This window comes from Rhizobium sp. BK098 (assembly GCF_014193155.1).
GTDB lineage: Bacteria > Pseudomonadota > Alphaproteobacteria > Rhizobiales > Rhizobiaceae > Rhizobium.
Genome location: NZ_JACHYY010000002.1, coordinates 253,384 through 277,806, shown reverse-complemented (window position 1 = coordinate 277,806; position 24,423 = coordinate 253,384). Strand labels below are relative to the sequence as shown.

Here is a 24,423-nt window from a genome sequence, read left to right as displayed (position 1 = left end):
GCTTTGCGCCTCAAATCCCTTTAGCGTGCGGAAGCGACACTTGCTGCTGAAGACATCCGCGAGACGACTTTCAGCCGCTTGATTTCGCCACGCCGGAAGGCGGCGAGGAAGCGATTGTAATCCTTGAAAACCACGCAGCCGTTCGATTCGGCACGGCCGCCTCTGAGCATGTATGTGTGAGCCAGCAGGCCGTCGCGGCCGTAGACGCGAGCGCCGCCTGAGGGCGTCAGGCGCAGCGCCTGCACGCCGTGAAACAGGCTTTCCCGGTAGGTCAGGTTATAAGTTTCGGGCGGCGTCGGGCCGGTGTTTTTGCGATCGACATAGCGGGGATTGTCACGCATGTGGCCGAGGCCGGAATGGGCTTCGAGGCGCTCGCCGCTCGGCAGGTAAACAGTCTTCGCCTCGATGTCGTAGATCGCCGTGCCTGGTCCGGGGCTGATGGCGGCAAACGGATTAATGAAGGGCTTCGCCTTGCGAACGGAACTGTCATCCGGATCGGCATAGGCCATCATGCGTGATGGCGGCTGTGCGGTCGTTTCGCTTCCCGTTGCCCTGGCGATGGCGCTTGTGGCGCTGGCCCGTTGCACGGGCGTTTCGCGGGCAGGGCGCGTCATGGGAATGACGTTCAGCACGGCTTCCGCCACTGCAATGTCGGCGTCTTTCGCAGGCACCGGCTTTGCTTCCGCTATGGCGGGCAGGCTGACCTCAGGAGCCGCGGAAGCAACCGCCGCCGGCTCCTCCGTGGTTTTCAGCGGGCCTGCGGCCGGCATCAGGGCGGCTGCATATTTTGCCGGACTCAGCGATTGCACTGCGGTTGCGAAATTGATCGCGATCACCTTGCGCAGATGGTCAATCGTCTCAGGCGAAGCCGCGGCTACTTCGAGACGGCCGCTCTTGATGCTGGCGGCCGCAATCTGAGCCTGCTTCATATCCGACGTCTGCTGTGCGAGTGCGTATGCGAGTTGCGCACGAACCGCATCCGTCCTGCCAGCTTTCGTTTGAACCTCTGCAGCCGCGACGTTGCCGAAGCGGCTTTGCCCATGCAGCGAAGTGGTCTGGCTCGCATAGCGGGCAGGGTGGGCCACGTGGCTTTGCGGAACGATGAAGGCCGATGCTCGCGGCGCCAGGAAGCTGTCGGTCGATGTCGCCGCGCCGGGAAGCGACAGCACCATCGATTGCGTCGTCATCAGCGTCGCAGTGACCCAGGCGAACGCCGCGACTGCGACGCCGGTGGCTAGGGTGCCGGGACGGATGCTGAGGGATTTTTTCGATCGCGAGGCGTAGCCGGAGCGCGAATTGAAGTTACCGAACGTTTCGGTCACGAACGCCATGATACTCGTTATCCAACCTACACAGACACTGAACCGGCTCAAGAACGCACACGTGCCCTAACGCGAAAATCGCGTTCGGTCGCCAACTTGCCGGCTGTCTGGAAGCATGCCGAATTATGGTAACCAATTCCTTTACGATGGCTCATTCTTGGATATTCATTGAAAAAAGGGATAGTTTTAACGCCCCACCTATTCGGGCAAGCAAAGCCGTTAAAGAGCAAATCCGGCCGACAATTGGTCGCAAGCCCAACGGTTGTTCACTTTTCCGTGTAGGTTCCGCTAATTTAGGGCAACGGCAAAAATAAGGCCGAATACGGCAGCGGAGCCTAAATTGCGCAAAACTGTTTTTGACGTGAAAAGGCCCGGCCTGAACAAACAGGCCGGGCCTATCGAATTTCAATCCGCGTTGGACTGAGCTACGCGCTCAGCATCAGATCCATGTTCTGTACGGCTGCACCCGATGCGCCCTTGCCGAGATTGTCGAGCAGGGCAACGAGATTGACCTGCGCTCCGCCCGGCGTGCCGAAGACGAAGAGCTTCATCGTGTCCTTGCCGGCGAGCTCGACGGCGTTGACGCGGGGCAGGGCGCGGCTCTCATCGAGCGAAACGACCTGAACGATATCCTGACCGGCATAATGCTCGACGAGCGCGGCATGAATGCTCTCCAGCGTCGCGCCTTCTGCGAGATCGCCGAGATGCAGCGGCACCTGCACGATCATGCCCTGCGGGAAGCGGCCGACGGAGGGGGAGAAGATCGGCGCGCGCTCCAGCAGGCCGTGCGTCGTCATCTCGGGCACATGCTTGTGGGTCAGCGGCAGGCCGTAGAGGAAATGCGGCGCGGTGATCGCATCCGGATGGTCCGGATTTTCCATCTGCGCGATCATCTGCTTGCCGCCGCCGGTGTAGCCGGACACTGCATTCACCGTCACGGGATAGTCCGTCGGAAGGATGCCGGCGGCGCGCAGCGGCCGGATGACGCCGATCGCACCCGTCGGGTAGCAGCCGGGATTGGCGATGAAACGTGCTGCCTTGATCTTGTTGCCCTGGTTGCTGTCCATCTCGGCAAAGCCATAGGCCCAGTCTGGATGGATGCGGAAGGCCGTCGAGGTGTCGATGACGCGGACGTTGTTGTTGCCCGCCACCATCTTCACCGCTTCCTTGGACGCGTCGTCGGGGAGGCAGAGGATGGCGATGTCGGCGCTGTTCAGCATGTCTTCGCGCATGGCGGCATTGCGGCGTTCGGCTTCGGGAATGGACAGCAGCTCGACATCGCGGCGGTCGGCCATGCGCGTGCGAATCTGCAAGCCCGTGGTTCCGTGTTCGCCATCGATGAAGATTTTCGGTGCCATCTTATTCCTGCTCTTTCAATAGGTTGAGAATGTTTCCGGACTCAGTTTGCCATGCAGTTGATTCAATTTCATAACGGCCGCTTCGGGAGCGGCAGGGCGACTTTCGAAAACCGTCGCGCCTCTCCCGAAATCATGTCTCAGCGACCGCTTGCACGTCGTTCGGCGTGGAGACCGAGCATATACATCGCCACGGTCGCTCCCGCAATGGCGGTGATGTCGGCGTGGTCGTAGGCAGGCGACACTTCGACGACATCGGCACCCCTGATGTCGAGCTGATGCAGGCGCTGCAGCACCGATAGGATCTTGGCGCTGGAAGGGCCTCCGGCGACCGGCGTTCCCGTGCCCGGAGCAAACGCCGGATCGAGGCAATCTATATCGAAGGTCAGATAAGTCGGCGCGCCCTTGGTATGCGAGATAATCGTCGAAGCGATGTCGCCGGCGCTCATATCCTCAACCTGATGGCCATGGAGGAGCTGGATACCAAAATCGTCGGGCGCATGTGTGCGGATGCCGATCTGGATGGAGCGGTCGGGATCGATCAGCCCGTCGCGTACGGCGCGAGCGACGAAGGAGCCATGGTCGATACGCCTGCCGTCATCGAACCAGGTATCCTGATGGGCATCGAATTGTACCAACGCCAGCGGCCCGTGCTTGGCGGCATGAGCCTTCAACAGCGGCCACGTGACGAAGTGATCGCCGCCGAGCGTCAGCAGGAAGGCACCGCTGTCGAGGATCGCCGTCGCCTGCCTTTCAATTGCAGCGGGCGTATCCTGATGATTGCCGTAGTCGAGTAGGCAATCGCCATAGTCGATGACGGCCATTTCGGCGAAGAGATCGCGGTTGAATGGATATTGCGGATCGTTGTCGAAGATCGCGGAGGCACGCCTGATCGCCTGCGGCCCGAAGCGCGTTCCCGGCCGGTTCGAGGTGGCCGCATCGAAGGGGATGCCCCAGACCACGGCGTCGGCGCCTTCGAGCGATTTGGTGAAGCGGCGGCGCATGAAGGAGAGCGCGCCGGCAAAGGTCGGATCGCTGGCAGCCGAGGTCAGACTTGCCGCGGTGAAGGCATGGTCAATCGATGTGCTCGGCAAGGGCCTCTCCTTTACTTGCATGAAAGTTGTAGGCCCGTTCTATCCTGCCTACGCGCACCTTGTATTCTTCGTACCAGCGCTCGCGGCCGAGTTTCTGCGCGGCCAGATGCGACACGACGTTCTTCCAGGCGAGGATGCTTTCCTCGTCACGCCAGAAGGAGTTGGTGATGCCGAAGCCGCCAGGCTCCCTGACACTCTCAATCCCAAGAAAGCCGTCCTGTGCCTTTGCCAGTTCTTCCATGCGGTCGCCCATAGAACCATAGCCGTTGTCGCCTTCGGTGCGGAGCGACGCGAATGTGACGATGTAATAGGGCGGCTCGGGAGTGGCGGCGAAACGCGATGAAGTACTCTTGCTCATGGTGTTTCTCCGGAGAGCGGTCAAATCTCGAAATTCGGGCTGGAATCGTAAACTAAGATCCGACGACTATTTGCCCGATCGAGCGGTGCATTGATACGCCTTTTTCACGCAGGCGATCTGCGGCGTCGAGCAATTTGCCTGTCCATCGGTCACGACACAATAGGAGCAGCTGTCGTTGAACTCGCGACAGTCCGCGTTTGCCTGGAGAAAATCCTTCATGCTTTGCATGTCCACGACCTTGTCGGCTGGGGGAGTTGGCTGGGCATCGTCGCATAGAGCCGGTGATGCTAGGCCGATCAAGAATGGAAGCGAAAAGATGAGGCTGCGCATTGAACTCCCCAGATGCTTGTAGGGGGACTCTGCCATAAAAAGCATTTCCTGCCTTGGCAAATCTGCATCATTTCAATGCTGCAAAGAAAAAGGCCGGGGAAACCCCGGCCTTTCCAATAATCCGATCTCGGATAAGCGATTAACGCTTGGAGAACTGGAAGGAACGACGTGCCTTTGCACGGCCGTACTTCTTACGTTCGACGACGCGGCTGTCGCGGGTCAGGAAGCCACCCTTCTTCAGCACCGAGCGCAGGCCCGGCTCGAAGTAGGTGATCGCCTTGGACAGGCCGTGACGAACGGCACCGGCCTGGCCGGAGAGGCCGCCGCCGGCAACGGTTGCGATGATGTCGAACTGGCCGTCACGGGCAGCTGCGACGATCGGCTGACGCAGGATCATCTGCAGAACCGGACGGGCGAAGTAAGCCGTGTAGTCCTTGCCGTTGACGATGATCTTGCCGGAGCCGGCCTTGACCCAAACGCGGGCGACGGCGTCCTTGCGCTTGCCGGTCGCGTAGGAGCGGCCGAGCGAGTCAACCTTGCGGACGTGAACCGGAGCAGCAGCTGCTTCCGAAGTCGTGCCGAGGTCCTTCAGGGAGGAGAGGTCAGCCATTATCAGGCGCTCCTTACGTTCTTCTTGTTCAGCTTGGCGACGTCGAGGACGACCGGCTGCTGAGCTTCGTGGGGATGGTTGGAGCCGGCGTAGACGCGCAGGTTCTTCATCTGGCGACGGCCGAGCGGGCCGCGGGGAACCATGCGCTCGACGGCCTTCTCAACGACGCGCTCCGGGAAGCGACCTTCGATGATCTGGCGAGCCGTACGCTCCTTGATGCCGCCGGCATAACCGGTGTGCCAGTAGTAAACCTTGTCTTCGTACTTCTTGCCGGTGAAGACGACTTTGTCGGCATTGATGACGATGACGTTGTCGCCGTCGTCGACGTGCGGCGTGAAGGTAGCCTTATGCTTGCCGCGCAGACGCATTGCGATGATAGAAGCGAGACGGCCAACGACAAGCCCTTCGGCGTCGATGAGAACCCACTTCTTCTCCACCTCTGCAGGCTTCTGGGAGAAGGTTGCCATGTTGCATACTCTCTTTTAGGACCCTTGGCCCGAAGGCGTCTGGGCGTTTCTTGTTGCTTGATTTGGCTCGCATGGATGCGCGCCAAAAAGAAAGCAGCCCGGAAAGGCTGCGATCTGAGGCGGCTTATAGATCGATTAAGAGCCAGGGTCAATATCGCCTGATTGGTAGGCTGTAAAAATTAGAACGTAAAATCAATATGTTGCTTATGTGGTAAAATAAAACCACATAATTTATCGTCAGCCCAGCCGCAAAACCAGCACTCCGCCAGCAATAATGGCGCCGGCAATATAACGCCAGATGCTGGACCGTTCCTTCAAGATGACGACGGATATCACCAAAGCGAAGAGGATCGAAGTCTCGCGCAAGGCGGCGACCATGGCGACCGGCGCCTTCGTCATCGCCCACAATGCCAACCCGTAGGAAGCGATCGAGCCGCCTCCGCCAATAAGCCCGCGCCACCAATTATAGCGGACGTGGGCGGCGACGGCATTGAGGCCGCGTTGCGATATTGCCCAGGCGAATAGGAGGATGGGCGGCAGGAGCGCCATCCATAGGGTATAGGATATCGAATTGCCCGACGCCCGCGCACCGATACCGTCGACATAGGTGTAGGTCGCGATAACAACGGCATTGGCAAGGGCCAGGACGATCGCCCGGCGGCTGCCCTTTCGGGCCTCGAAGGCAAGCGTCAATATGCCGGCGCAGATGGTCATGGTTCCGATCAATGCGCCGCCCGAAAGAGTTTCCTTCAGGATGAAACTGCTTGTCGAGACGATGATGAGGGGGGCTACACCGCGCATCAGCGGATAGACCAGCCCGATATCGCCGGCACGATAGGCTGCCGCCACAAGCTGGAAATAAGCAAATTGCAGGATGGCCGAAGCCCCGATGAAAGGCCAGGCGGCTGAGGCCGGCAAAGGCAGAAATGGCAACAGGGGAAGGGCCGCAGCTGCGCCGCCTGCCGAGACCAGTGCCGCATCGAGCGATTTATCGGTTCCCGCCTTGATGATCGCGTTCCACGTCGCATGCAGCAGGGCGCCGAAAAGGACGAGCGCGATAACGTCGAGAGACACGGAAAACCTCGCGATTTGCAGGCGCATGGCAGCGCTTGGCATTTTGTGGGAATGCGGCTTCCATATGATCCGCAATACATCGAAAAGCAACGAAATATCGGCGACTTTGAAGGCTTGTTCCACCTGCGGTGATCGATAGCCGACATTGGGAGTCGCGTTCTCGTTGTGTTCCATATTGTTCGCGTTGATATTATAAATAACTAATTTATTAGAGTATGAAGCGCGAACAAATATCGCATGTCCTGTGAACGCGGGAGTAGCATTAGACACTTCTTACTTAAAAACGACAGAGCGCGTCGGACGGTCGCACCACTGCTTATCGTCAGGAACAATGGTGTTCGCCATAAGATTGCCGTTTGGCGGTCCGCGCCGCCGTAAATTCTCGCATGAGCGAGGATGGATAATTCTACAGCAGTTGAAAAATATTACAGTTAATAGCTGCTATCACAAATCAGAGTCGATAAAAATCGCCTATATTCCAAGTATAGGATCGAGAAGCGGACAATTTTCTACATATCTCATTGCGCGAGTTCGAAAATTATTCTGTGGAGAACTTATGAAGTATGTAGATGTTCCATGTTCGCAATCGGTTCTCATGTGAATTCATTATTCATGCGTATTTTCTAAATTACATGTGAATAAATAGAGAACAAAGATTGCATTTCCTGAGAACGCAACTTTCCGGGCGCACAAAAGTGACTAAAAGCGCTTTGAAGAATGACCTCCGGACAGCCTCACGGAAAATACGAGGATGCCTATAGTGCCGAAAGTGCACAGTGCCGATCACAATCATAGATTGTGATCGGTGGTCATCGCGACGAGCGCATGAATCGTCCACCACATCCCGTTCGGGCATACTTCGATCAGCGCCGGAAAATCAAATCGTCGTCATCCAGATCGGTCGTCGGACGGCATATATAAACCGGGCACGAGGCCCGATCTTTGGTGGGCAGATAGTCCTGATAGGCATAAAAGCCCTGGTCGCACGCTCCGCTGTCGGCGACATAGCGATCATAGAGCGTCATTTTCGGCGTTCTCTTGGCAGGATAGCGCATAATGACCGCGCGCTCCCGGTTGATGACAGTCCTCGCTTCGGCGCAGGTCATGGACATGGAATTGTAGCGCGAGATAGCCAGGGCTGGCGTTGCGACCGATGTAACGAGCAGGCCGAGCAGGATGATTTTTTTCATCTGAGTAATCCTCCCTGAAGTTGCTATAATATACTATACGCAGAGACCGCCATTGCGGTTTCCGTATTTATGGCAAAACGCAAGTGTGATCGGAGCGGGAGGCTTCGTGATGAACCACGACAGTTATGACGATTCCTATATTGCCGATATCCTCCTGTCCGTGAGGACCATCGCGCTCGTCGGCGCTTCGCCCAATCCCGCACGTCCGAGCAACGGCGTGATGGCCTATCTTTTGAACAGGGGCTATCGCGTCATCCCCGTCAATCCCGGGCAGTCCGGCAAGGAAATTCTGGGGCAGTGGGTCTATGCGCGTCTGGCCGATATCCCCGAGCCCGTGGATATGGTCGATGTTTTTCGGGCGCCCGAATATCTCCGATCGGTGGTCGAGGAGACGATCATGATCGAGCCGCGGCCGCCGGTCATCTGGGGGCAGCTCGGCGTGCGCGACGACGCCGCCGCGGCACGAGCGGAGGCGGCGGGCGTAAGGGTCGTGATGGACCGTTGCCCGGCCATCGAATATCCGCGCCTGGTCGCCTGATCGAGATCACAGGGGATCGACGGCATCCGGCCGTTTATCGCGCGATCTCACCGAAAGATGGCAAGTTTTTTCCGCGAGCCGAAAAGCACGGCAAAGTTCGCGGTTAACTTTCATATGCCAGGCGTTATGCTTTTCCCGTTACGAACAAAATCCGGCGGGAGGAAAGATATGCCAGCAAACAACCCAGGTTTCGACACGCTTGCAATCCATGCCGGCGCCCAGCCGGATCCGGCGACAGGCGCGCGCGCGACGCCGATCTACCAGACGACATCCTTCGTCTTTCAGGATGCGGATCATGCAGCCGCGCTGTTCGGATTGCAGCAATTCGGCAATATCTATACCCGCATCATGAACCCGACCCAGGCCGTGCTGGAAGAGCGGGTGGCTGCCCTCGAAGGCGGCACTGCGGCTCTGGCCGTCGCCTCCGGTCATGCCGCGCAGCTCCTCATCTTCCATGCCATCATGCAGCCGGGCGACAATTTCGTCGCGGCCAAACGGCTTTATGGTGGTTCGGTCAATCAGTTCGGACAATCCTTCAAGAGTTTCGACTGGCGGGTCCGCTGGGCCGATTCCGCCGATCCTGCGACCTTCGAAGCGCAGATCGACAGTCGCACCCGCGCCGTCTTTATCGAAAGCCTTGCCAATCCCGGCGGCACCTTTGTCGATATAGCCGCCATTGCGGCCATCGCGCACAAGCATGGCCTACCGTTGATCGTCGACAATACTCTCGCAAGCCCCTATCTCATCCGACCGCTGGAGCATGGCGCCGATATCGTCGTGCATTCGCTGACGAAGTTCCTCGGCGGCCATGGCAATTCCATGGGCGGCATCATCGTCGATGGCGGCACTTTCGACTGGTCCGCCTCGGGTAGTTATCCCATGCTGTCTTCACCGCGGCCGGAATATAACGGCATCGTGCTGCATGCGACCTTCGGCAATTTCGCTTTCGCCATTGCCTGCCGCGTGCTGGGCCTGCGCGATCTCGGACCAGCCATCTCGCCATTCAATGCCTTTCTGATCCTGACAGGCATCGAAACGTTGCCACTGCGGATGCAGCGCCATTCCGACAATGCGGCTGCCGTTGCGCGTTGGCTGAAGGGGCAGGAGAAGGTAGCATGGGTCAACTATGCCGGCCTTGAGGACGATCCCAACCACGCGCTGCAGCAGCGTTACTCGCCGAAGGGTGCCGGCTCCGTCTTCACCTTTGGTCTGAAGGGGGGATATGAAGCGGGCAAGGGGCTGGTCGAAGGCCTGCAGCTGTTCTCGCATCTTGCCAATATCGGCGACACGCGCTCGCTCGTCATCCATCCTGCCTCGACCACGCACAAGCAGCTGAGCAACGAACAGAAGGTCGCAGCCGGCGCCGGCCCGGATGTGGTGCGTCTCTCCATCGGTATCGAGGACGTCAACGATATCATCGCCGATCTGGAGCAGGCGCTGGCGAAAATCTGAGGACGGCACCGGCAGGAAACCGAAAAAGCAGCGGGGATTCTTTGATCTCGGCGAATTTCATGTTTGTCTCGGTCCGCGACCGCCGATTGGCGGTCGCGGATATTTTTGATGTGGCGAAACGTGACCGAGGGGAGATCTGAGTGGCAGACTATGTGCAACTGAATGTCGATGACGTTGAGCCCGAGCTCGGAGCGCCTGCCGCGGATCGCCTCATTTCGGGAGCCCCGATCTTCCGAACGTGGAGCATGGATGAGGCCGACGGCGGCCTCTATGCCGGTATCTGGGAAGCAACGCCGGGCAAATGGAGGGTCGTCTACGACGAATGGGAATATTTCCATATCCTCTCCGGTTATTCTATTGTGACGGGTGAGGATGGAAAGGCCTTCCATCTGCGTGCAGGCGACCGTCTTATCTTGAGGCCGGGCTTCAAGGGGACCTGGGAAGTTATTGAAACGACTCGCAAGGATTACGTGATCCGTCTCCGACGATGCTCTTGAATCAGAACATGAAGTTCGCGTTCATGCGCCCTTTGGCGCAGCTTGATTCACGCCGTTCCGCAACGGCCGCAATGATTGCCGCAGGTTGTGTCACTGCCGCTTCATTAAACTGTCATCAAACTGAAACAATGCGTCTTTAGAGCCAAGGCTGTCGCCGGGAGATTTCAGGCGGGGAGGTTCGTTTACCATGGCAAGCCTCGCGCCGGTCTTCTGCTCGCCATCCTTTCATTCACTTGAGGAAGTGAGTCTATTATGCTTAACCTGAAACTCCGTTCGCTTTGCCTGACTGCAGGCCTTATCGCGGCTATGTCCGCTTCGGCCTCCGCTGCCGACATCACGGGCGCTGGCTCGAGCTTCATTGCACCGGTTCTGTCCAAGTGGGCCGAAGGCTACAAGGCTGCGACGAACAACGTCGTCAACTACCAGTCGGTCGGTTCGGGCGCCGGCATCAAGCAGCTCCTCGACAAGACCATCGTATTCGGCGCTTCGGACAAGCCGATGAGCGACGCCGACCTCGAGAAGAACGGCATTGCCCAGTTCCCGATGATCTCCGGCGGTATCGTCGTTTCCTATAACGTCGAAGGCGTAAAGCCGGGCGAACTCGTTCTCGACGGCAAGACGCTGGCCGACATCTTCCTCGGCAAGATCGCCAAGTGGGACGATGCAGCCATCAAGGCTCTCAACCCGGAAGTGAAGCTGCCGTCCACGCCGATCTCGGTTGTTTACCGCGCCGACAGCTCGGGCACGACCTTCAACTTCACCGACTACCTGGCGAAGGTTTCGCCGGAGTGGAAGGAAAAGGTTGGCTCGAACACGGCTGTTGAATGGCCGGTCGGCTTCGGCGCCAAGGGCTCGGAAGGCGTTTCCACCACCGTCAACCAGACGGCTGGCTCGATCTCTTACGTTGAATATTCCTATGTCGTCGCCAACCACATCGGTTTCGCGAAGATGAAAAACTCTGCAGGCAAGGTTATCGAGCCGAGCCTGGAAACCTTCAAGGCTGCCGCTTCCAATGCCGATTGGGCCAAGGCCAAGAACTTCAACCTGATCATCACCAATCAGCCGGGCGAAAAGAGCTGGCCGATTGCCGCTTCGACCTGGGTTCTGCTCTATAAGAAGCCGGCTGATGCTGCTAAGAATGAAGAAGCACTGAAGTTCTTCAAGTGGTCCTATGAGCATGGCCAGAAGGACGCGACCGCGCTGTCTTATCTTGCGGTCCCGGATAATGTTGTCGAGATCGTCGAGAAGTCTTGGAAGACGGACTTCGGCACGAAGTAATTTGTGCTAGGCGAAAAAGTTGCGGCGGACAGGGTATTTCCCTGTCCGCCTTTCGTGACAGGACAAGGGGAAATCGATGGCTGACGCGACTCAGATGGCTGGCTTCCAGGCTGTGAATACCTCCGCCGCGACCAGAAAATTCCGGATACAGGATCGGATTTTCTATTTCATGACGCTTGGCTCGGCTATTCTTGTCGTGCTTCTGCTGCTGGCGATCCTCGTGGTTCTTGTCATCGATGCCTTGCCCACATTTCAGACCTTTGGCTTGTCGTTCCTTTGGGGCACAAAGTGGAGCGCGCCGGCAGATATCTATGGCGCCGTCCCTGCCGTAGTCGGTACGCTGGTGAGTTCGTTCATCGCCATGTTGATTGCCGTTCCCCTGGGCATCGGCATCGCCATCTTCCTCACGGAACTTTGCCCCGGCAGCCTGCGCCGTCCCATCAGCACGGCCATCGAGCTTCTGGCGGGCGTTCCCTCCATTATCTATGGCATCGTCGGCCTGTTCATTCTCGTGCCGCTGATGCAGAACAATATCCTGCCTTTCCTGATCGGGACTGTCGGTCAGGTGCCGGTGATCGGCCTGCTGTTCCAGCCGCCGGCGCCGGGCGTCGGCCTGCTGACGGCAAGCCTCGTGCTGGCCGTCATGATCCTGCCGTTCATCACCGCGATCTCCCGCGACGTGTTCAGCACCGTGCCGCCGATGCTGCGCGAATCCGCCTACGGCATGGGCATGACCACATGGGAAGTGGCTCGCCACATCCTGATCCCCTATACACGCCGCGGCCTCGTCGGCGGCATCATGCTCGGCCTCGGCCGCGCGCTCGGCGAAACCATGGCCGTCACCTTCGTTATCGGCTCGGTGAGCCGTCTGCAATCGTCGATCATCTCGCCGTCCACCACCATTTCCGCCCAGATCGCGAACAATTTCGGCGATGCCGACGGTCTGCAATTGTCGAGCCTGATTGCGCTCGGCCTGCTCCTGTTCGTCCTTTCCTTCTGCGTGCTTGCGCTGGCGAGATGGATGATCGGCCGCGGCGACGCGCACTGAGGAAAAAACCATGGACAATGCAATTCGTCAGAACCTCGTGTCGAGGCGTTATGGGAAGAACCGGGTGATGATGGTCTTGTGCTTCATCGCGGCCATCCTCGGCATCTTCTTTCTCAGCGTGATCCTTGCGACCCTGCTTTATCGCGGCATATCGGCGCTCAGCCTCGACGTGTTCACTATGTCGATCCCAGCCCAAGGCTCGCGCGGCGGTCTGATCAACGCGATCTACGGCACCGTGCTGGTCACGGGTCTCGCGATCGTGATCGCCGCGCCGATCGGCATTCTTGCCGCCACCTATCTTGTGGAATATGCCAACGGCAGCAAACTTGCCGAGGCTGCCAAGTTCCTCAACGACATCTTGCTGTCCGCGCCCTCGATCATTATCGGCGTGTTCGTCTACGGCGCGGTGGTCGTGCCCATGCATGGCAACTCCGCTATCGCGGGCATCCTTGCGCTGGCGCTGATCGCGCTTCCGGTCGTCAACCGCACGACACAGGACATGCTGTTGCTGGTGCCAAACGCGCTTCGTGAGGCGACTGCAGCGCTCGGCGCTCCGCGCTGGAAATCCATGATGATGGTGGTTTACCGTTCCGCCTGGACCGGCATCCTCACCGGCATCCTGCTGGCCATCGCCCGCATCAGCGGCGAAACCGCGCCATTGCTCTTTACGGCCGGTTACAGCAAATTCATGAATACAGACCTGACCGGTCCGATCGCCACGCTGCCGGTTGCGATCAATACGCTCGCCGCCGATGCTGGCGAGGATCTCAAACAACTTGCCTGGGCGGGCGCGCTGATTATCACCGTTGCTATCCTTGCGCTTAACATCCTTGCCCGTGTCTTGAGTGGGCGCCGCCAGTGACGCAGCCGCCGAACGATAGGAATGAGACCATGAACATGAGCGACAGCAATTTCCAGAGCGTCAACGCACAGCCGGGGAAGGATGCTGCTTCCCACTCAGATCTCGGCCTGGCGAAACTTGAGGTGAAGAACCTCGATTTCACCTATCAGAACGGCCATCGCGTTCTGAAGAGCGTGAATATGAACATCCGCAAAAACGCGGTCACCGCCTTCATCGGCCCTTCGGGCTGCGGCAAGTCCACGTTGCTGCGCACCTTCAACCGCATGTACGATCTCTATCCCGGGCAAACGGTTGCGGGCGAGATTCTGCTGGATGGCCGCAATATCCTCACCAAGGACGTCGATCTGAACGATCTGCGCGCCAAGGTCGGCATGGTGTTCCAGAAGCCAACGCCGTTCCCCATGTCGATCTATGAGAACGTCGCTTTCGGCATCCGCCTCTATGAGAAGGTCTCCAAGTCGGAAATGGACGCCCGCGTCGAAGCGGCGCTGACGGAAACGGCGCTGTGGAGCGAAGTCAAGGACAAGCTGCACCAGAGCGGGCTTGGCCTTTCCGGCGGGCAGCAGCAGCGCCTCTGCATCGCTCGCGCCATCGCCATTCGTCCCGAAGTCCTGCTGCTCGATGAACCGACCTCGGCTCTGGACCCGATCTCGACCGCTAAGGTCGAAGAACTCGTGTCGCAGCTGAAGGGCGACTTCACCATCGTTATCGTCACGCATAACATGCAGCAGGCGAGCCGTATCTCCGACAGCACTGCCTTCATGTATCTTGGTGAGTTGATCGAATACGGCCAGACCGAGCAGATCTTCCAGGCGCCGAAGGTCAAGCGCACGGAAGACTACATCACCGGTCGTTACGGCTGATACGGCTGGACATTGCTGCCAAATTTGCGAAAGCGCGCTATTCAGGCGCGCTTTTTGCGTTGGGGAATGGCCGTCGTGTTGGGCGGCTATGCAATTTGGTCAAACCAAAGCCGATAGAATGGGGTGCGCCGAACAAGCTGGTCACATCCTTGCGAGCGTACCCATACGCCGCAAGGCATGGATCTGGTCGTCGAGGGTCGGCACCAGTTCGCCGCCGTCCGCCGCAGACGTTGCGTCAGGCTCCCTGGCAGTCTCGGTTTCGTTGAAGAGGATGGTGCAGTTGCGGCCCGCGCGTTTCGCGGCATAAAGCGCACGGTCTGCGAAAGAGATAAGACGATCCCAGCTGACGGTATCGTGCGGCATGATCGAAACGCCGATGCTGACGGTTGCCGGCACCAGCGTGCGGCCGGCAAGCAGCGGTACCCGGCAGAAATCAGCGCGGATGGTTTCCGCCAGCGCTTCTGCCTGGGATTGATCGTCTATCGGAAGGAAGGCGACGAATTCCTCCCCGCCCATTCTGCCGAATGCGCCGGTGCGAGGCACGAACTGACGGGCAATGCGGGCAAATTCGACGAGCACCGCATCGCCCGCCTGATGGCCATGGCGATCGTTGATCTTCTTGAAATGATCGAGATCGAATAGCAGGGCGGCAAGCATTTGCTGTTGCTGCCCCTTGCCGACGAGGATCTCGTAGCTTTCCTGAAGCCCGCGCCGGTTCAGAACGCCCGTCAAAGTATCGGTGATGGATATTGCCCGCCAGCGGCGCTCGGCTCGTTCCATGAGAAGCTTGCCGTTGAGAACGATGGCGATGATGATGAGCAGTCCATAGCCGAGTGCCATGTAGCCGCGATAGATCATGGCCTCTTCAAGCGAAGGGGCAGCAAGCACCATCCACAGAGCAGAACCGAAACAGAAGCAGGCGAGCGCCACGAAGACGATGCCGAGTTGCCCGCGCGCCGGTTCCCGTCGGTCGTCGCCTGGATGTACGGCAAAAGCTAGCAAGGTCGCGCCGACTGCGCCCGCGAGATCATAGACGATGACGCGATTGGCGAAATTGCCGGTGACCCAGGGAAGGCTGACGCCGATTAGCCAGATGGCCGGTGGCAGAAATGCCGACCATTCCAGCCTACGCTTGTCCATGAAGCGGAATCCGACGATCCAGGCGCTCTCGCCGAGGAGGGCCACGGCATTGCCGATCTGGATCGACCATATATCGGGGATGAGACCTCGAGCAGCCACCAACGCGAATCCCACGGCGCTGACGGTGAAGCCCAGTGCCCAGATCAAATAGGCTGGGGATTTGCGATCATGCCGCCAGGCGAGAAGGAGAACGGTCGCCAGCGTTATGGCTTCCGAGCACCAGATGGTCAGGCCTGTGGTCATATTCAGCACGATCGGACGCCTCCGCTGTTTTCGGCTACCGGCGCAAACTGCGCGACGATTTCCGTGTTCGTTTCATCCTTGCCCAATAAGATGGCAAGTTCCTTAAGTGCCTTGGTAAATTTTGCCTGTGCTGAAGATGTGCGTCGGCCTGATCCGGGCCTTCACGCTTCCTTCACCTTGCGATCTGGAAATATGGTGAGTAGCGGGTTGCGTGTCGCTGCAGCACCTTGGCATTCGAGGAGCCGCGGTTAGAAATGCTTTGTGAACGCTTCGCGGGTCATTAGAGCTTTTTGACGTTATGCTTTCGGGCGTCTTGAAGTGAAGGGCAGGGACACTCTATGTAGGAGTAAAGGATTTTTACTCCGATTCCCGGCGTTTCCGTCGTCGGGACAAGTTTGATAAAGGACGCACATGAGAAATCCAGTCGATACAGCTATGGCTCTGGTGCCGATGGTTGTCGAGCAGACCAACCGCGGGGAGCGGTCTTATGACATTTATTCCCGCCTGCTGAAGGAACGCATCATTTTCCTGACCGGACCGGTCGAAGACCATATGGCGACGCTGGTGTGCGCACAGCTTCTCTTCCTTGAGGCCGAAAACCCGAAGAAAGAAATCGCCCTTTATATCAATTCGCCGGGTGGCGTCGTCACTGCCGGTATGGCAATCTACGATACGATGCAGTTCATCAAGCCGGCCGTTTCGACGCTCTGCATCGGCCAGGCTGCCTCGATGGGATCGCTGCTTCTGGCCGCCGGCGACAAGGACATGCGTTTCGCAACGCCGAATTCCCGGATTATGGTTCACCAGCCTTCGGGCGGTTTCCAGGGCCAGGCTTCGGACATCGAACGCCACGCACGCGACATCATCAAGATGAAGCGCCGTCTCAATGAGGTTTACGTCAAGCATTGCGGTCGGACCTACGAAGAGGTCGAGCAGACGCTCGATCGCGACCATTTCATGTCCTCCGATGAGGCCAAGGAATGGGGTCTGATCGACAAGGTGCTGACGTCGCGTACTGAAATAGAAGGTGAAACCGCCTCGTGATTATCCACTAGGCGGTGACTTCTACGCCACAGTTCTATCCCATTTGTGATCGAATAGGGGTTTAATGTGGAGCAGAACGCGGTAATAGTACGCATTAATGCTATGTAGCGTTTTTATGACATAGCATTCGGCATTCGAAGGGGGATCGTTGCCACGCAGTTCCGGTTTGGTTGCCTGGCCTGCGTTCAGTACCCTGAAGGGCGCCGCGATCTGCAAACGAGGGGCAGGTCCGGCGGGCGCATAGAGTGGACCGCGATTTCAAGTTGGAAATTTGCGGCGTGCTGGAAGGAAAGTGATATGAGCAAAGTCAGCGGCAGCAACGGCGGCGACTCAAAGAACACGCTTTATTGTTCGTTCTGCGGTAAGAGCCAGCATGAAGTCCGGAAGTTGATTGCCGGACCGACCGTATTCATCTGCGACGAGTGCGTCGAGCTATGCATGGACATCATCCGCGAGGAAAACAAATCCTCGATGGTGAAGTCTCGTGACGGTGTTCCGACCCCGCAGGACATCATCAAGGTTCTTGACGAATACGTCATCGGCCAGCGGCAGGCGAAGAAGATCCTCTCCGTAGCCGTTCACAACCATTACAAGCGGCTCGCTCACGCATCGAAGAACGGTGACGTCGAGCTGGCGAAGTCGAACATCATGCTCGTCGGCCCGACCGGCTGCGGCAAGACCTATCTTGCCCAGACGCTCGCCCGTATCATCGACGTTCCCTTCACCATGGCCGATGCGACGACGCTGACCGAAGCAGGCTATGTCGGCGAAGACGTCGAAAACATCATCCTCAAGCTGCTGCAGGCTGCCGACTACAACGTCGAGCGCGCACAGCGCGGTATCGTCTACATCGACGAAGTCGACAAGATTTCCCGCAAGTCGGACAATCCGTCGATCACGCGCGACGTCTCGGGCGAGGGCGTGCAGCAGGCGCTTCTGAAGATCATGGAAGGCACCGTGGCTTCGGTTCCCCCGCAGGGCGGCCGCAAGCATCCGCAGCAGGAATTCCTGCAGGTGGACACGACCAACATCCTCTTTATCTGCGGCGGTGCGTTTGCAGGCCTCGACAAGATCATCTCCGCCCGCGGCGAAAAGACCTCGATCGGCTTCGGCGCGACCGTCAAGGCACCGGATGACCGCCGCGTCGGCGAAGTGCTGCGCGAGCTGGAGCCGGAAGATCTGGTGAAGTTCGGTCTCATCCCGGAATTCATCGGCCGTCTGCCCGTTCTGGCGACGCTGGAAGATCTTGACGCGGATGCGCTGATCCAGATCCTGTCCGAGCCGAAGAACGCGCTGGTGAAGCAGTATCAGCGCCTGTTCGAGATGGAAGATGTCGAGCTGACCTTCCACGAGGATGCTCTGCGCGAAATCGCCCGCAGGGCGATCGTCCGCAAGACGGGTGCCCGTGGTCTGCGCTCCATCATGGAGAAGATCCTCCTCGATACCATGTTCGAGCTACCGGCGCTGGAAGGCGTGCGCGAAGTGGTCATTTCCGAGGAAGTGGTTCGCGGCTCGGCCCGCCCGCTCTACATCTATGCCGACCGGCAAGAGGAGAAGGCCAACGCAACGGCCTGATCCATCATCTGTGATCACGAATCGGGGGCTCGTCATCGACGGGCCCCTTTCTGTTTGAAAAATCGCACGGTTTGCTGATAAAGTCTTGGATAAGCTTAAGGGAATGCCGTCGGAACCGGTTGTGAAGAGCCCCTGCTGCAGCCATGATGGCATGATTCTGGAGCACGAGGCGGACAGGGCGCAGGCCCGGCGTTTTTCTTCGGATCTTAACGTCGCCGGCAGTGTTCGAGTTGTCGGGCTTTGGTGTTTTGTTGTTGCGTTCCTCCTTGCGGATATGCGGGATCGTTGCCTTGTGGCGGGCGTTTCCTGTGACTTGAAATAGGCAGTGTGAAGCTCCACTTGTTTACCAAGTGAGAGAGCCGGCTAACTCCCCAAGCCGGCAGAGAGCCCGGGAACGGGACGACGGAAAGGAAATGACATGAGTAAGAAAACGTCTGCGGCACACGACAGCATTGCCTATCCGGTATTGCCGTTGCGCGACATCGTGGTCTTCCCCCACATGATCGTGCCTCTGTTCGTCGGACGGGAGAAATCCATTCGCGCGCTGGAAGAGGTCATGGGGTCGGACAAGCAGATCATGCTCGTCACCCAGATCAATGCCAGCGATGACGATCCCGCGCCGGACGCCATCCACAAGGTCGGTACCGTTGCAAATGTCCTGCAGCTGCTGAAACTGCCCGACGGCACCGTCAAGGTGCTGGTGGAAGGCCGTGCGCGCGCAGAAATCGACGAATATACCGGCCGTGAAGACTTCTACGAAGCCCTTGGCCATGTCCTGCATGAGCCGGAAGAAGACCAGGTCGAGCTCGAAGCTTTGAGCCGCTCCGTCGTTTCCGAATTCGAGAGCTATGTGAAGCTCAACAAGAAGATTTCGCCGGAAGTGGTCGGTGCAGCCAGCCAGATCGATGATTATTCGAAGCTGGCGGACACCGTTGCATCGCATCTTTCGATCAAGATCACCGAAAAGCAGGAAATGCTGGAAACCACCAGCGTCAAGGCTCGCCTGGAAAAGGCGCTCGGCTTCATGGAAGGCGAGATTTCGGTTCTGCAGGTCGAGAAGCGCATCCGCTCGCGCGTCAAGCGCCAGATGGAGAAGACGCAGCGCGAATACTATCTGAACGAGCAGATGAAGGCGATCCAGAAGGAGCTCGGCGACGGCGAAGAAGGCCGTGACGAGATGGCCGAACTGGAAGAGCGCATCTCCAAGACCAAGCTGTCGAAGGAGGCCAAGGAAAAGGCCGATGCCGAGCTGAAGAAGCTCAGGCAGATGAGCCCGATGTCGGCTGAGGCGACCGTGGTGCGCAACTATCTCGACTGGCTGCTGGGCATCCCCTGGCACAAGAAGTCGAAGATCAAGGCCGACCTGAACAATGCCGAGAAGATCCTCGAAGCGGATCATTTCGGCCTGGAAAAGGTCAAGGAACGGATCGTCGAATATCTGGCCGTCCAGGCTCGCGCGACGAAGATCAAAGGCCCGATCCTGTGCCTCGTCGGCCCTCCGGGTGTCGGCAAGACCTCGCTCGCCCAGTCGATCGCCAAGGCGACCGGCCGTGAGTATGTCCGCATGGCGCTCGGCGGCGTTCGCGACGAAGCCGAGATCCGCGGTCACCGCCGCACCTATATCGGCTCGATGCCCGGCAAGGTCATCCAGTCGATGAAGAAGGCGAAGAAGTCCAACCCGCTGTTCCTGCTCGACGAGATCGACAAGCTCGGCCAGGACTATCGCGGCGATCCGTCCTCGGCTCTGCTTGAGGTGCTGGACCCTGCGCAGAACTCGACCTTCATGGATCACTACCTGGAAGTCGAATATGACCTGTCGGATGTGATGTTCATCACGACGGCGAATACGCTGAATATCCCTGCGCCATTGATGGACCGCATGGAAGTCATCCGTATCGCCGGCTATACCGAAGATGAAAAGCGCGAGATCGCCAAGCGGCACCTGCTGCCGAAGGCCATCAAGGAACACGCGTTGCAGCCGGAGGAATTCTCGGTCACCGACGGTGCCCTGATGGCGATTAGCCAGCAGTACACCCGCGAAGCCGGTGTTCGTAACTTCGAGCGCGAATTGATGAAGCTCGCCCGCAAGGCGGTCACCGAGATCATCAAGGGCAAGGTGAAGTCGGTTGCCGTTACGGCGGAGAATATTTCCGACTATCTCGGCGTGCCGCGCTTCCGCCATGGCGAAGCCGAGCGCGACGATCAGGTCGGTGTTGTCACCGGTCTTGCCTGGACTGAAGTCGGCGGCGAGCTGCTGACGATCGAAGGCGTGATGATGCCGGGCAAGGGCCGCATGACGGTCACAGGCAACCTGAAGGAAGTCATGAAGGAATCGATCTCGGCGGCCGCCTCCTACGTCCGCTCGCGCGCTGTCGATTTCGGCATCGAGCCGCCTCGCTTCGACAAGAGCGACATCCACGTGCACGTGCCGGAAGGTGCGACGCCGAAGGATGGTCCGTCGGCCGGTGTCGCCATGGCAACCGCAATCGTCTCGATCATGACCGGCATCCCGGTTTCCAAGGATGTTGCCATGACGGGTGAAATCACGCTGCGCGGCCGTGTGCTGCCGATCGGCGGCCTGAAGGAAAAGCTGCTCGCGGCACTGCGCGGCGGCATCAAGAAGGTGCTGATCCCGGAAGAAAACGCCAAGGATCTGGCGGAGATTCCGGACAACGTGAAGAACAGCATGGAAATCATCCCCGTGTCGCGCATGGGCGAGGTGATCAAGCACGCGCTTGTTCGCCGTCCTGAGCCGATCGAGTGGGATGGCACCGTGGAAACGCCTGTGATCGCAACGGTCGAAGGCGTCGACGAAGTGGGTTCTACCATCGCTCATTGAGCCCCTTCGCCTCAATTCTGTCGAATTGACATAAATGGACGAAAAGACCGGCATTTTTGTCGGTCTTTTTTTGTGAAAAGCGTATGGCAACGCTTGCTTTTCCTTGATTTGCAGGGCTTTTGGGGTTGCGGCGGGTAAGAGCATTGCTATTTTGCGCCCCGCTTACTGATAAGTCGTTTCATACCAGAGAAAGGGGTGGAAACATGAACAAGAATGAGCTCGTGTCCGCAGTGGCCGAGAAGGCCGGTATCACGAAGGCTGACGCTGCTTCCGCTGTCGACGCTGTTTTCGATACTGTCCAGGCCGAACTGAAGAAGGGCGGCGACATTCGCCTTGCTGGTTTCGGCAGCTTCACCGTTTCTCACCGTGCAGCCACCAAGGGCCGTAACCCGTCTACCGGCGCTGAGGTCGATATTCCTGCCCGTAACGTACCGAAGTTCACGCCCGGCAAGGGCCTGAAGGACTCGGTCAACAGCTAATTCGTTTCACCCGCTGCGAGGCTTTAGCCTTGCGGGGTGGACAAGATTGGGGCCCGCAAAAGCGGGCCCTTTTTATGGGTGATTTCCGATCCGAAATCGCCATCCCGCATCGGGCCAGATGAACGCCGATGTGCTCATGCGATGCTCCAACCGGAGCTATCGGGCGCTGTCGATGATCTGGCCACCATCCGGCGTCAGACTCGAACCCGTGATGAATCTCGAATCGCTACTGGCAAGGAACAGGACGACGGGTGCGACATCGTCTTCGGGTGAGCCGAAGCGGCCAACGGCATTCGTTGGCGGAGGAGTGTCGGGACTTGCGCCCCAAGTGTTGGCTACGGGCAGGAGGTTATTGACGGTGATATTGTCCGGACCCCATTCGCGGGCAGCGGATCTCGTGAGCGCGCGTATGGCCTCCTTGGCGAGGTTGTATGGCCCGTAAGGGGATATGCCGAGAATGCCTGCCAGAGACGCAAAGTTGATCACACGGCCTTCTCCGCTGGCTTTCAAGTATGGATAGCAGGCCTGCATGGTTCGCAGATATGCAATCGGGCCCATATCGAAGTTGCGTTGCAATTGTTCTATGGAGAGATCGAGGATCGAGGAGTGAACAACGGTCGGGTCGAATGCGACATTCACCAAAATATCGATCCCTCCGAATGTCCGCACCACCTTTGCCACTGCCTCGGCGATCTGCTCGCCGTAACTGAGGTCACAGACCACGCCGAGCGCGGTTCCTCCCTTGGATTGGATGTGAGCGGCAACCGCATTCACGTTGGCTGGGGTGAGCGACAATACCGCGACCTTCGCGCCTTCCGCCGCAAAGAGTTCTGCCGTGGCACGTCCGATGCCCCTGCCGGCACCGGCGACGATAGCCACTTTTCCGGTTAGCTTTCCCATTCGATTTCCTTTCGGGTTCGGCAATTAGAGCGCCATCGCAAATGCGTATGGTGAGGGAATTTCGCGTCCCGCGTTCTGCGTGGCGAAGGAGGTTACGAGCAATGCCAGTCCGACTATAGCCGGCAGAGCGCCTACGGGTTTTCGAACGCCAATGTGAGCAAGTCCGGAAAGCAGGAGGTGAAACAACATGCCCGCATAGGCCAGATCGCTGATGGCGACGTTGAACCGCGATAGAATAGCGGCAACGGCGGCGAGCTTCACGAAAGTCAAAAGGTGGACGAGATAGCTTGGGTAGCCGAACCCGAGGATCGTTTGCCGTACCCACTCGGTTTTGACGACGTAGGTCACGGCGGAGGCCAGATACAGCAGGACAAGCAAGGCCGTTGCGGCCCAGTAAACATAGAATTCAGACATGGGATATCCGTTGCCGCCGAATGGCTCCGGCAGCTTGCTCCGTTTCAAGATTTTCGATGTCCGGAATGGCGATCCGCCATTTCTCCGGTCTGCAGATCGAAAATGTGATATTAAATGAATCCATACAAGTAGGATAAATTTGGCGTGGTAAGTATGGAAAACCAGACTAATGAACCAGGCATCAATATGCATGAGGAGATGCGCCGAGCGTTCACACTGCTCTCCGGAAAATGGAAGCTGGAAATCATGTGGCTTCTCAACCAGCGGTTCTATCGCTTTAACGAGCTGCGCAAGGCCATCCCAGGCATCACGCAGCACATGTTGACCACGCAATTGCGGGAGCTGGAGGCTGATGGTCTCATCTCACGCACTGTCTTTGCCGAAGTTCCGCCTCGGGTGGAATATGAAATCACGGCGAAGGCAAGGGGACTTGGACCCACCATGGAAGCCTTGACCGCATGGTGGAGCGAATATGGGCGAAGCATACCCGAAAGGACGACAACTCGCGGCCGAAAACAAACCTCGAAAAAATAGATGCCTGCTCCAAACCGCGGAGCCGGCGTCGGATGACTGCTTGAGGTGCGAGGCAGCGCCACGACCACAGCTTCGGCTGATGAGCTTTGCTACCGAAGTGCAGAGTCAGAGCAGCGTCCGGCCGCCATTGACCGCGAGTTTCTGGCCGGTGATGAAATCTGCCTTGCTCGAGGCGAGGAAGACGACGGCATCGGCGATATCTTCCGGCCTGCCGAAATGGGCAAGCGGCGTCTGCGCGAGATAGCCGTCCTTGGCCTGCTGCGACGCTTCTGCATGACGCTCGACCGGGATCCAGCCGGGAGCAATGAGATTGACGGTAATGCCTTCCGGCGCGAGCTCTCTTGCCCAGGAGCGCGTCATCGAGAGCATCGCCCCCTTGGCAGCGGCATAATTGCCGAAATTAGGATTGCCGAGTTCCGCGACTTCGGAGCCGATATTGATAACGCGGCCGGATTTGCGCGCCCGCCAATCGGGGAGCACGGCTTGGAGCAGCTCCAGAGGCGCCTTGACGAAGAACTCGAGCTGATCGAGATAGGTCCGCCAGGATTGCTCCATGAGCGGCAGTTCCGGCTGAGGGCCGGTCGCATTGTTGACGATGAGATCGACCGGCCCGAGCGACGCCTTGATCTTTTCCAGACCGTCAGCAAGCTGGTCCTTGTCAATCACGCTGAATTTTGCGGCATAAGCCTGCCCATCACGCTGCCGGATGGTCTCGACAACCCTCTCGGCGCCCTGCGTGTCATTCGCATAATTGACCGCGACGGCCCAGCCGGCCTCAGCGAGCTGCAAGGCGATTACGGCGCCAAGGCCGCGCGATGCCCCCGTTACCAGCGCTACTTTCATCTCTTCCCCTCCTCGGTTTAGCCCTCGAACTGATCTTCGAATAGCCGCAACGGGGTCTCAGCTATTCATGCCAA

The 24,423-nt window shown here is 58.5% G+C and carries 25 protein-coding genes; 12 read left to right on the top strand and 13 right to left on the bottom strand.

Annotated elements, in window-relative coordinates; translation table 11 throughout:
* Window positions 1–20 precede the first annotated feature (20 nt).
* From FHT73_RS06195 to FHT73_RS06155, 9 genes are all read right to left on the bottom strand, one after another.
* Window positions 21–1,331 (bottom strand): DUF2778 domain-containing protein, encoded by a 1,311-nt coding sequence (locus FHT73_RS06195; protein WP_112337562.1) that lies wholly within the window; start codon window positions 1,329–1,331, stop codon window positions 21–23.
* 416 nt (window positions 1,332–1,747) lie between these two features.
* Complete coding sequence (argC, locus tag FHT73_RS06190) at window positions 1,748–2,680, bottom strand: N-acetyl-gamma-glutamyl-phosphate reductase (RefSeq protein ID WP_183710392.1); 933 nt, start codon at window positions 2,678–2,680, stop codon at window positions 1,748–1,750.
* Window positions 2,681–2,817: 137 nt separating this feature from the next.
* Window positions 2,818–3,771 (bottom strand): agmatinase, encoded by a 954-nt coding sequence (gene speB, locus FHT73_RS06185; RefSeq protein ID WP_112410616.1) that lies wholly within the window; start codon window positions 3,769–3,771, stop codon window positions 2,818–2,820.
* Window positions 3,752–4,129 (bottom strand): antibiotic biosynthesis monooxygenase, encoded by a 378-nt coding sequence (locus FHT73_RS06180; RefSeq protein ID WP_015339462.1) that lies wholly within the window; start codon window positions 4,127–4,129, stop codon window positions 3,752–3,754. The genes speB and FHT73_RS06180 overlap by 20 nt, the downstream gene beginning before the upstream one ends.
* A gap of 66 nt (window positions 4,130–4,195) precedes the next feature.
* Window positions 4,196–4,459: a hypothetical protein gene (locus tag FHT73_RS06175; protein WP_041677343.1), complete on the bottom strand. Its 264-nt coding sequence runs from the start codon at window positions 4,457–4,459 to the stop codon at window positions 4,196–4,198.
* A gap of 139 nt (window positions 4,460–4,598) precedes the next feature.
* The gene (rpsI, locus tag FHT73_RS06170) at window positions 4,599–5,069 is read right to left on the bottom strand and encodes a 30S ribosomal protein S9 (protein ID WP_075852256.1); all 471 of its coding nucleotides are present in this window, start codon (window positions 5,067–5,069) and stop codon (window positions 4,599–4,601) included.
* Window positions 5,070–5,071: 2 nt separating this feature from the next.
* Window positions 5,072–5,536: a 50S ribosomal protein L13 gene (rplM, locus tag FHT73_RS06165; RefSeq protein WP_004122374.1), complete on the bottom strand. Its 465-nt coding sequence runs from the start codon at window positions 5,534–5,536 to the stop codon at window positions 5,072–5,074.
* A gap of 237 nt (window positions 5,537–5,773) precedes the next feature.
* Window positions 5,774–6,610: an EamA family transporter gene (locus tag FHT73_RS06160; protein WP_112337604.1), complete on the bottom strand. Its 837-nt coding sequence runs from the start codon at window positions 6,608–6,610 to the stop codon at window positions 5,774–5,776.
* An 863-nt stretch (window positions 6,611–7,473) separates the two neighbouring features.
* On the bottom strand, window positions 7,474–7,800 hold the full coding sequence (locus tag FHT73_RS06155) for a hypothetical protein (protein ID WP_112414676.1): 327 nt from the start codon (window positions 7,798–7,800) through the stop codon (window positions 7,474–7,476).
* 109 nt (window positions 7,801–7,909) lie between these two features.
* Here FHT73_RS06155 and FHT73_RS06150 point away from each other — a divergent pair, with 109 nt between their 5' ends.
* The 7 genes from FHT73_RS06150 to pstB all read left to right on the top strand — a co-directional run bounded on the left by FHT73_RS06150 (window position 7,910) and on the right by pstB (window position 14,338).
* Window positions 7,910–8,338, top strand: coding sequence for a CoA-binding protein (locus FHT73_RS06150; RefSeq protein WP_112337558.1), 429 nt, complete (start codon window positions 7,910–7,912; stop codon window positions 8,336–8,338).
* Window positions 8,339–8,506: 168 nt separating this feature from the next.
* Complete coding sequence (locus FHT73_RS06145) at window positions 8,507–9,790, top strand: O-acetylhomoserine aminocarboxypropyltransferase (protein ID WP_183710390.1); 1,284 nt, start codon at window positions 8,507–8,509, stop codon at window positions 9,788–9,790.
* A 140-nt stretch (window positions 9,791–9,930) separates the two neighbouring features.
* Window positions 9,931–10,287, top strand: a complete 357-nt coding sequence (locus FHT73_RS06140; protein WP_183710388.1) for a cupin domain-containing protein — start codon at window positions 9,931–9,933, stop codon at window positions 10,285–10,287.
* A 252-nt stretch (window positions 10,288–10,539) separates the two neighbouring features.
* A complete protein-coding gene (gene pstS / locus FHT73_RS06135) occupies window positions 10,540–11,565 on the top strand; it encodes a phosphate ABC transporter substrate-binding protein PstS (protein WP_112337555.1) in 1,026 nt (341 codons plus the stop codon).
* 76 nt (window positions 11,566–11,641) lie between these two features.
* Window positions 11,642–12,613: a phosphate ABC transporter permease subunit PstC gene (gene pstC / locus FHT73_RS06130; RefSeq protein WP_183710386.1), complete on the top strand. Its 972-nt coding sequence runs from the start codon at window positions 11,642–11,644 to the stop codon at window positions 12,611–12,613.
* Between the two features lie 10 nt (window positions 12,614–12,623).
* Window positions 12,624–13,475, top strand: a complete 852-nt coding sequence (gene pstA, locus FHT73_RS06125; protein ID WP_183710384.1) for a phosphate ABC transporter permease PstA — start codon at window positions 12,624–12,626, stop codon at window positions 13,473–13,475.
* Window positions 13,476–13,504: 29 nt separating this feature from the next.
* On the top strand, window positions 13,505–14,338 hold the full coding sequence (pstB, locus tag FHT73_RS06120; RefSeq protein WP_132716705.1) for a phosphate ABC transporter ATP-binding protein PstB: 834 nt from the start codon (window positions 13,505–13,507) through the stop codon (window positions 14,336–14,338).
* 141 nt (window positions 14,339–14,479) lie between these two features.
* Here pstB and FHT73_RS06115 read toward each other — a convergent pair whose 3' ends face one another.
* Complete coding sequence (locus FHT73_RS06115) at window positions 14,480–15,730, bottom strand: GGDEF domain-containing protein (RefSeq protein WP_183710383.1); 1,251 nt, start codon at window positions 15,728–15,730, stop codon at window positions 14,480–14,482.
* Window positions 15,731–16,132: 402 nt separating this feature from the next.
* On the opposite strand from FHT73_RS06115, the gene clpP reads away from it, so the two are divergent.
* The 4 genes from clpP to hupB all read left to right on the top strand — a co-directional run bounded on the left by clpP (window position 16,133) and on the right by hupB (window position 21,658).
* Window positions 16,133–16,765 (top strand): ATP-dependent Clp endopeptidase proteolytic subunit ClpP, encoded by a 633-nt coding sequence (gene clpP / locus FHT73_RS06110; RefSeq protein WP_015339477.1) that lies wholly within the window; start codon window positions 16,133–16,135, stop codon window positions 16,763–16,765.
* A 297-nt stretch (window positions 16,766–17,062) separates the two neighbouring features.
* Window positions 17,063–18,340 carry an ATP-dependent Clp protease ATP-binding subunit ClpX gene (gene clpX / locus FHT73_RS06105; protein WP_015339478.1) on the top strand — a complete coding sequence of 426 codons (1,278 nt, stop codon included), beginning with the start codon at window positions 17,063–17,065 and terminating at the stop codon, window positions 18,338–18,340.
* 418 nt (window positions 18,341–18,758) lie between these two features.
* A complete protein-coding gene (gene lon, locus FHT73_RS06100; RefSeq protein ID WP_112337550.1) occupies window positions 18,759–21,179 on the top strand; it encodes an endopeptidase La in 2,421 nt (806 codons plus the stop codon).
* A gap of 203 nt (window positions 21,180–21,382) precedes the next feature.
* On the top strand, window positions 21,383–21,658 hold the full coding sequence (gene hupB / locus FHT73_RS06095) for a DNA-binding protein HupB (RefSeq protein ID WP_015339480.1): 276 nt from the start codon (window positions 21,383–21,385) through the stop codon (window positions 21,656–21,658).
* A 156-nt stretch (window positions 21,659–21,814) separates the two neighbouring features.
* On the opposite strand, the gene FHT73_RS06090 is transcribed toward hupB, so the two are convergent.
* Complete coding sequence (locus FHT73_RS06090; protein WP_112607193.1) at window positions 21,815–22,558, bottom strand: SDR family oxidoreductase; 744 nt, start codon at window positions 22,556–22,558, stop codon at window positions 21,815–21,817.
* Between the two features lie 24 nt (window positions 22,559–22,582).
* Window positions 22,583–22,972, bottom strand: a complete 390-nt coding sequence (locus tag FHT73_RS06085; protein ID WP_183710381.1) for a DoxX family protein — start codon at window positions 22,970–22,972, stop codon at window positions 22,583–22,585.
* 153 nt (window positions 22,973–23,125) lie between these two features.
* Here FHT73_RS06085 and FHT73_RS06080 point away from each other — a divergent pair, with 153 nt between their 5' ends.
* Window positions 23,126–23,506, top strand: a complete 381-nt coding sequence (locus tag FHT73_RS06080; RefSeq protein ID WP_183710379.1) for a helix-turn-helix domain-containing protein — start codon at window positions 23,126–23,128, stop codon at window positions 23,504–23,506.
* A gap of 105 nt (window positions 23,507–23,611) precedes the next feature.
* Here the strand turns inward: FHT73_RS06080 and FHT73_RS06075 are convergent, their stop codons facing one another.
* The gene (locus FHT73_RS06075) at window positions 23,612–24,349 is read right to left on the bottom strand and encodes an SDR family oxidoreductase (protein WP_183710377.1); all 738 of its coding nucleotides are present in this window, start codon (window positions 24,347–24,349) and stop codon (window positions 23,612–23,614) included.
* Window positions 24,350–24,423: the final 74 nt, after the last annotated feature.

Coding starts and splice junctions, on each gene's coding strand:
- pstC (WP_183710386.1), top strand. CDS start 11,642: ATGGCTGACGCGACTCAGATGGCTGGCTTCCAGGCTGTGAATACCTCC.
- rpsI (WP_075852256.1), bottom strand. CDS start 5,069: ATGGCTGACCTCTCCTCCCTGAAGGACCTCGGCACGACTTCGGAAGCA.
- FHT73_RS06150 (WP_112337558.1), top strand. CDS start 7,910: ATGAACCACGACAGTTATGACGATTCCTATATTGCCGATATCCTCCTG.
- hupB (WP_015339480.1), top strand. CDS start 21,383: ATGAACAAGAATGAGCTCGTGTCCGCAGTGGCCGAGAAGGCCGGTATC.
- lon (WP_112337550.1), top strand. CDS start 18,759: ATGAGTAAGAAAACGTCTGCGGCACACGACAGCATTGCCTATCCGGTA.
- rplM (WP_004122374.1), bottom strand. CDS start 5,536: ATGGCAACCTTCTCCCAGAAGCCTGCAGAGGTGGAGAAGAAGTGGGTT.
- FHT73_RS06080 (WP_183710379.1), top strand. CDS start 23,126: ATGGAAAACCAGACTAATGAACCAGGCATCAATATGCATGAGGAGATG.
- argC (WP_183710392.1), bottom strand. CDS start 2,680: ATGGCACCGAAAATCTTCATCGATGGCGAACACGGAACCACGGGCTTG.
- FHT73_RS06145 (WP_183710390.1), top strand. CDS start 8,507: ATGCCAGCAAACAACCCAGGTTTCGACACGCTTGCAATCCATGCCGGC.
- pstA (WP_183710384.1), top strand. CDS start 12,624: ATGGACAATGCAATTCGTCAGAACCTCGTGTCGAGGCGTTATGGGAAG.
- pstS (WP_112337555.1), top strand. CDS start 10,540: ATGCTTAACCTGAAACTCCGTTCGCTTTGCCTGACTGCAGGCCTTATC.
- pstB (WP_132716705.1), top strand. CDS start 13,505: ATGAACATGAGCGACAGCAATTTCCAGAGCGTCAACGCACAGCCGGGG.
- clpX (WP_015339478.1), top strand. CDS start 17,063: ATGAGCAAAGTCAGCGGCAGCAACGGCGGCGACTCAAAGAACACGCTT.
- FHT73_RS06155 (WP_112414676.1), bottom strand. CDS start 7,800: ATGAAAAAAATCATCCTGCTCGGCCTGCTCGTTACATCGGTCGCAACG.
- clpP (WP_015339477.1), top strand. CDS start 16,133: ATGAGAAATCCAGTCGATACAGCTATGGCTCTGGTGCCGATGGTTGTC.
- FHT73_RS06075 (WP_183710377.1), bottom strand. CDS start 24,349: ATGAAAGTAGCGCTGGTAACGGGGGCATCGCGCGGCCTTGGCGCCGTA.
- FHT73_RS06090 (WP_112607193.1), bottom strand. CDS start 22,558: ATGGGAAAGCTAACCGGAAAAGTGGCTATCGTCGCCGGTGCCGGCAGG.
- FHT73_RS06195 (WP_112337562.1), bottom strand. CDS start 1,331: ATGGCGTTCGTGACCGAAACGTTCGGTAACTTCAATTCGCGCTCCGGC.
- FHT73_RS06085 (WP_183710381.1), bottom strand. CDS start 22,972: ATGTCTGAATTCTATGTTTACTGGGCCGCAACGGCCTTGCTTGTCCTG.
- FHT73_RS06180 (WP_015339462.1), bottom strand. CDS start 4,129: ATGAGCAAGAGTACTTCATCGCGTTTCGCCGCCACTCCCGAGCCGCCC.
- FHT73_RS06175 (WP_041677343.1), bottom strand. CDS start 4,459: ATGCGCAGCCTCATCTTTTCGCTTCCATTCTTGATCGGCCTAGCATCA.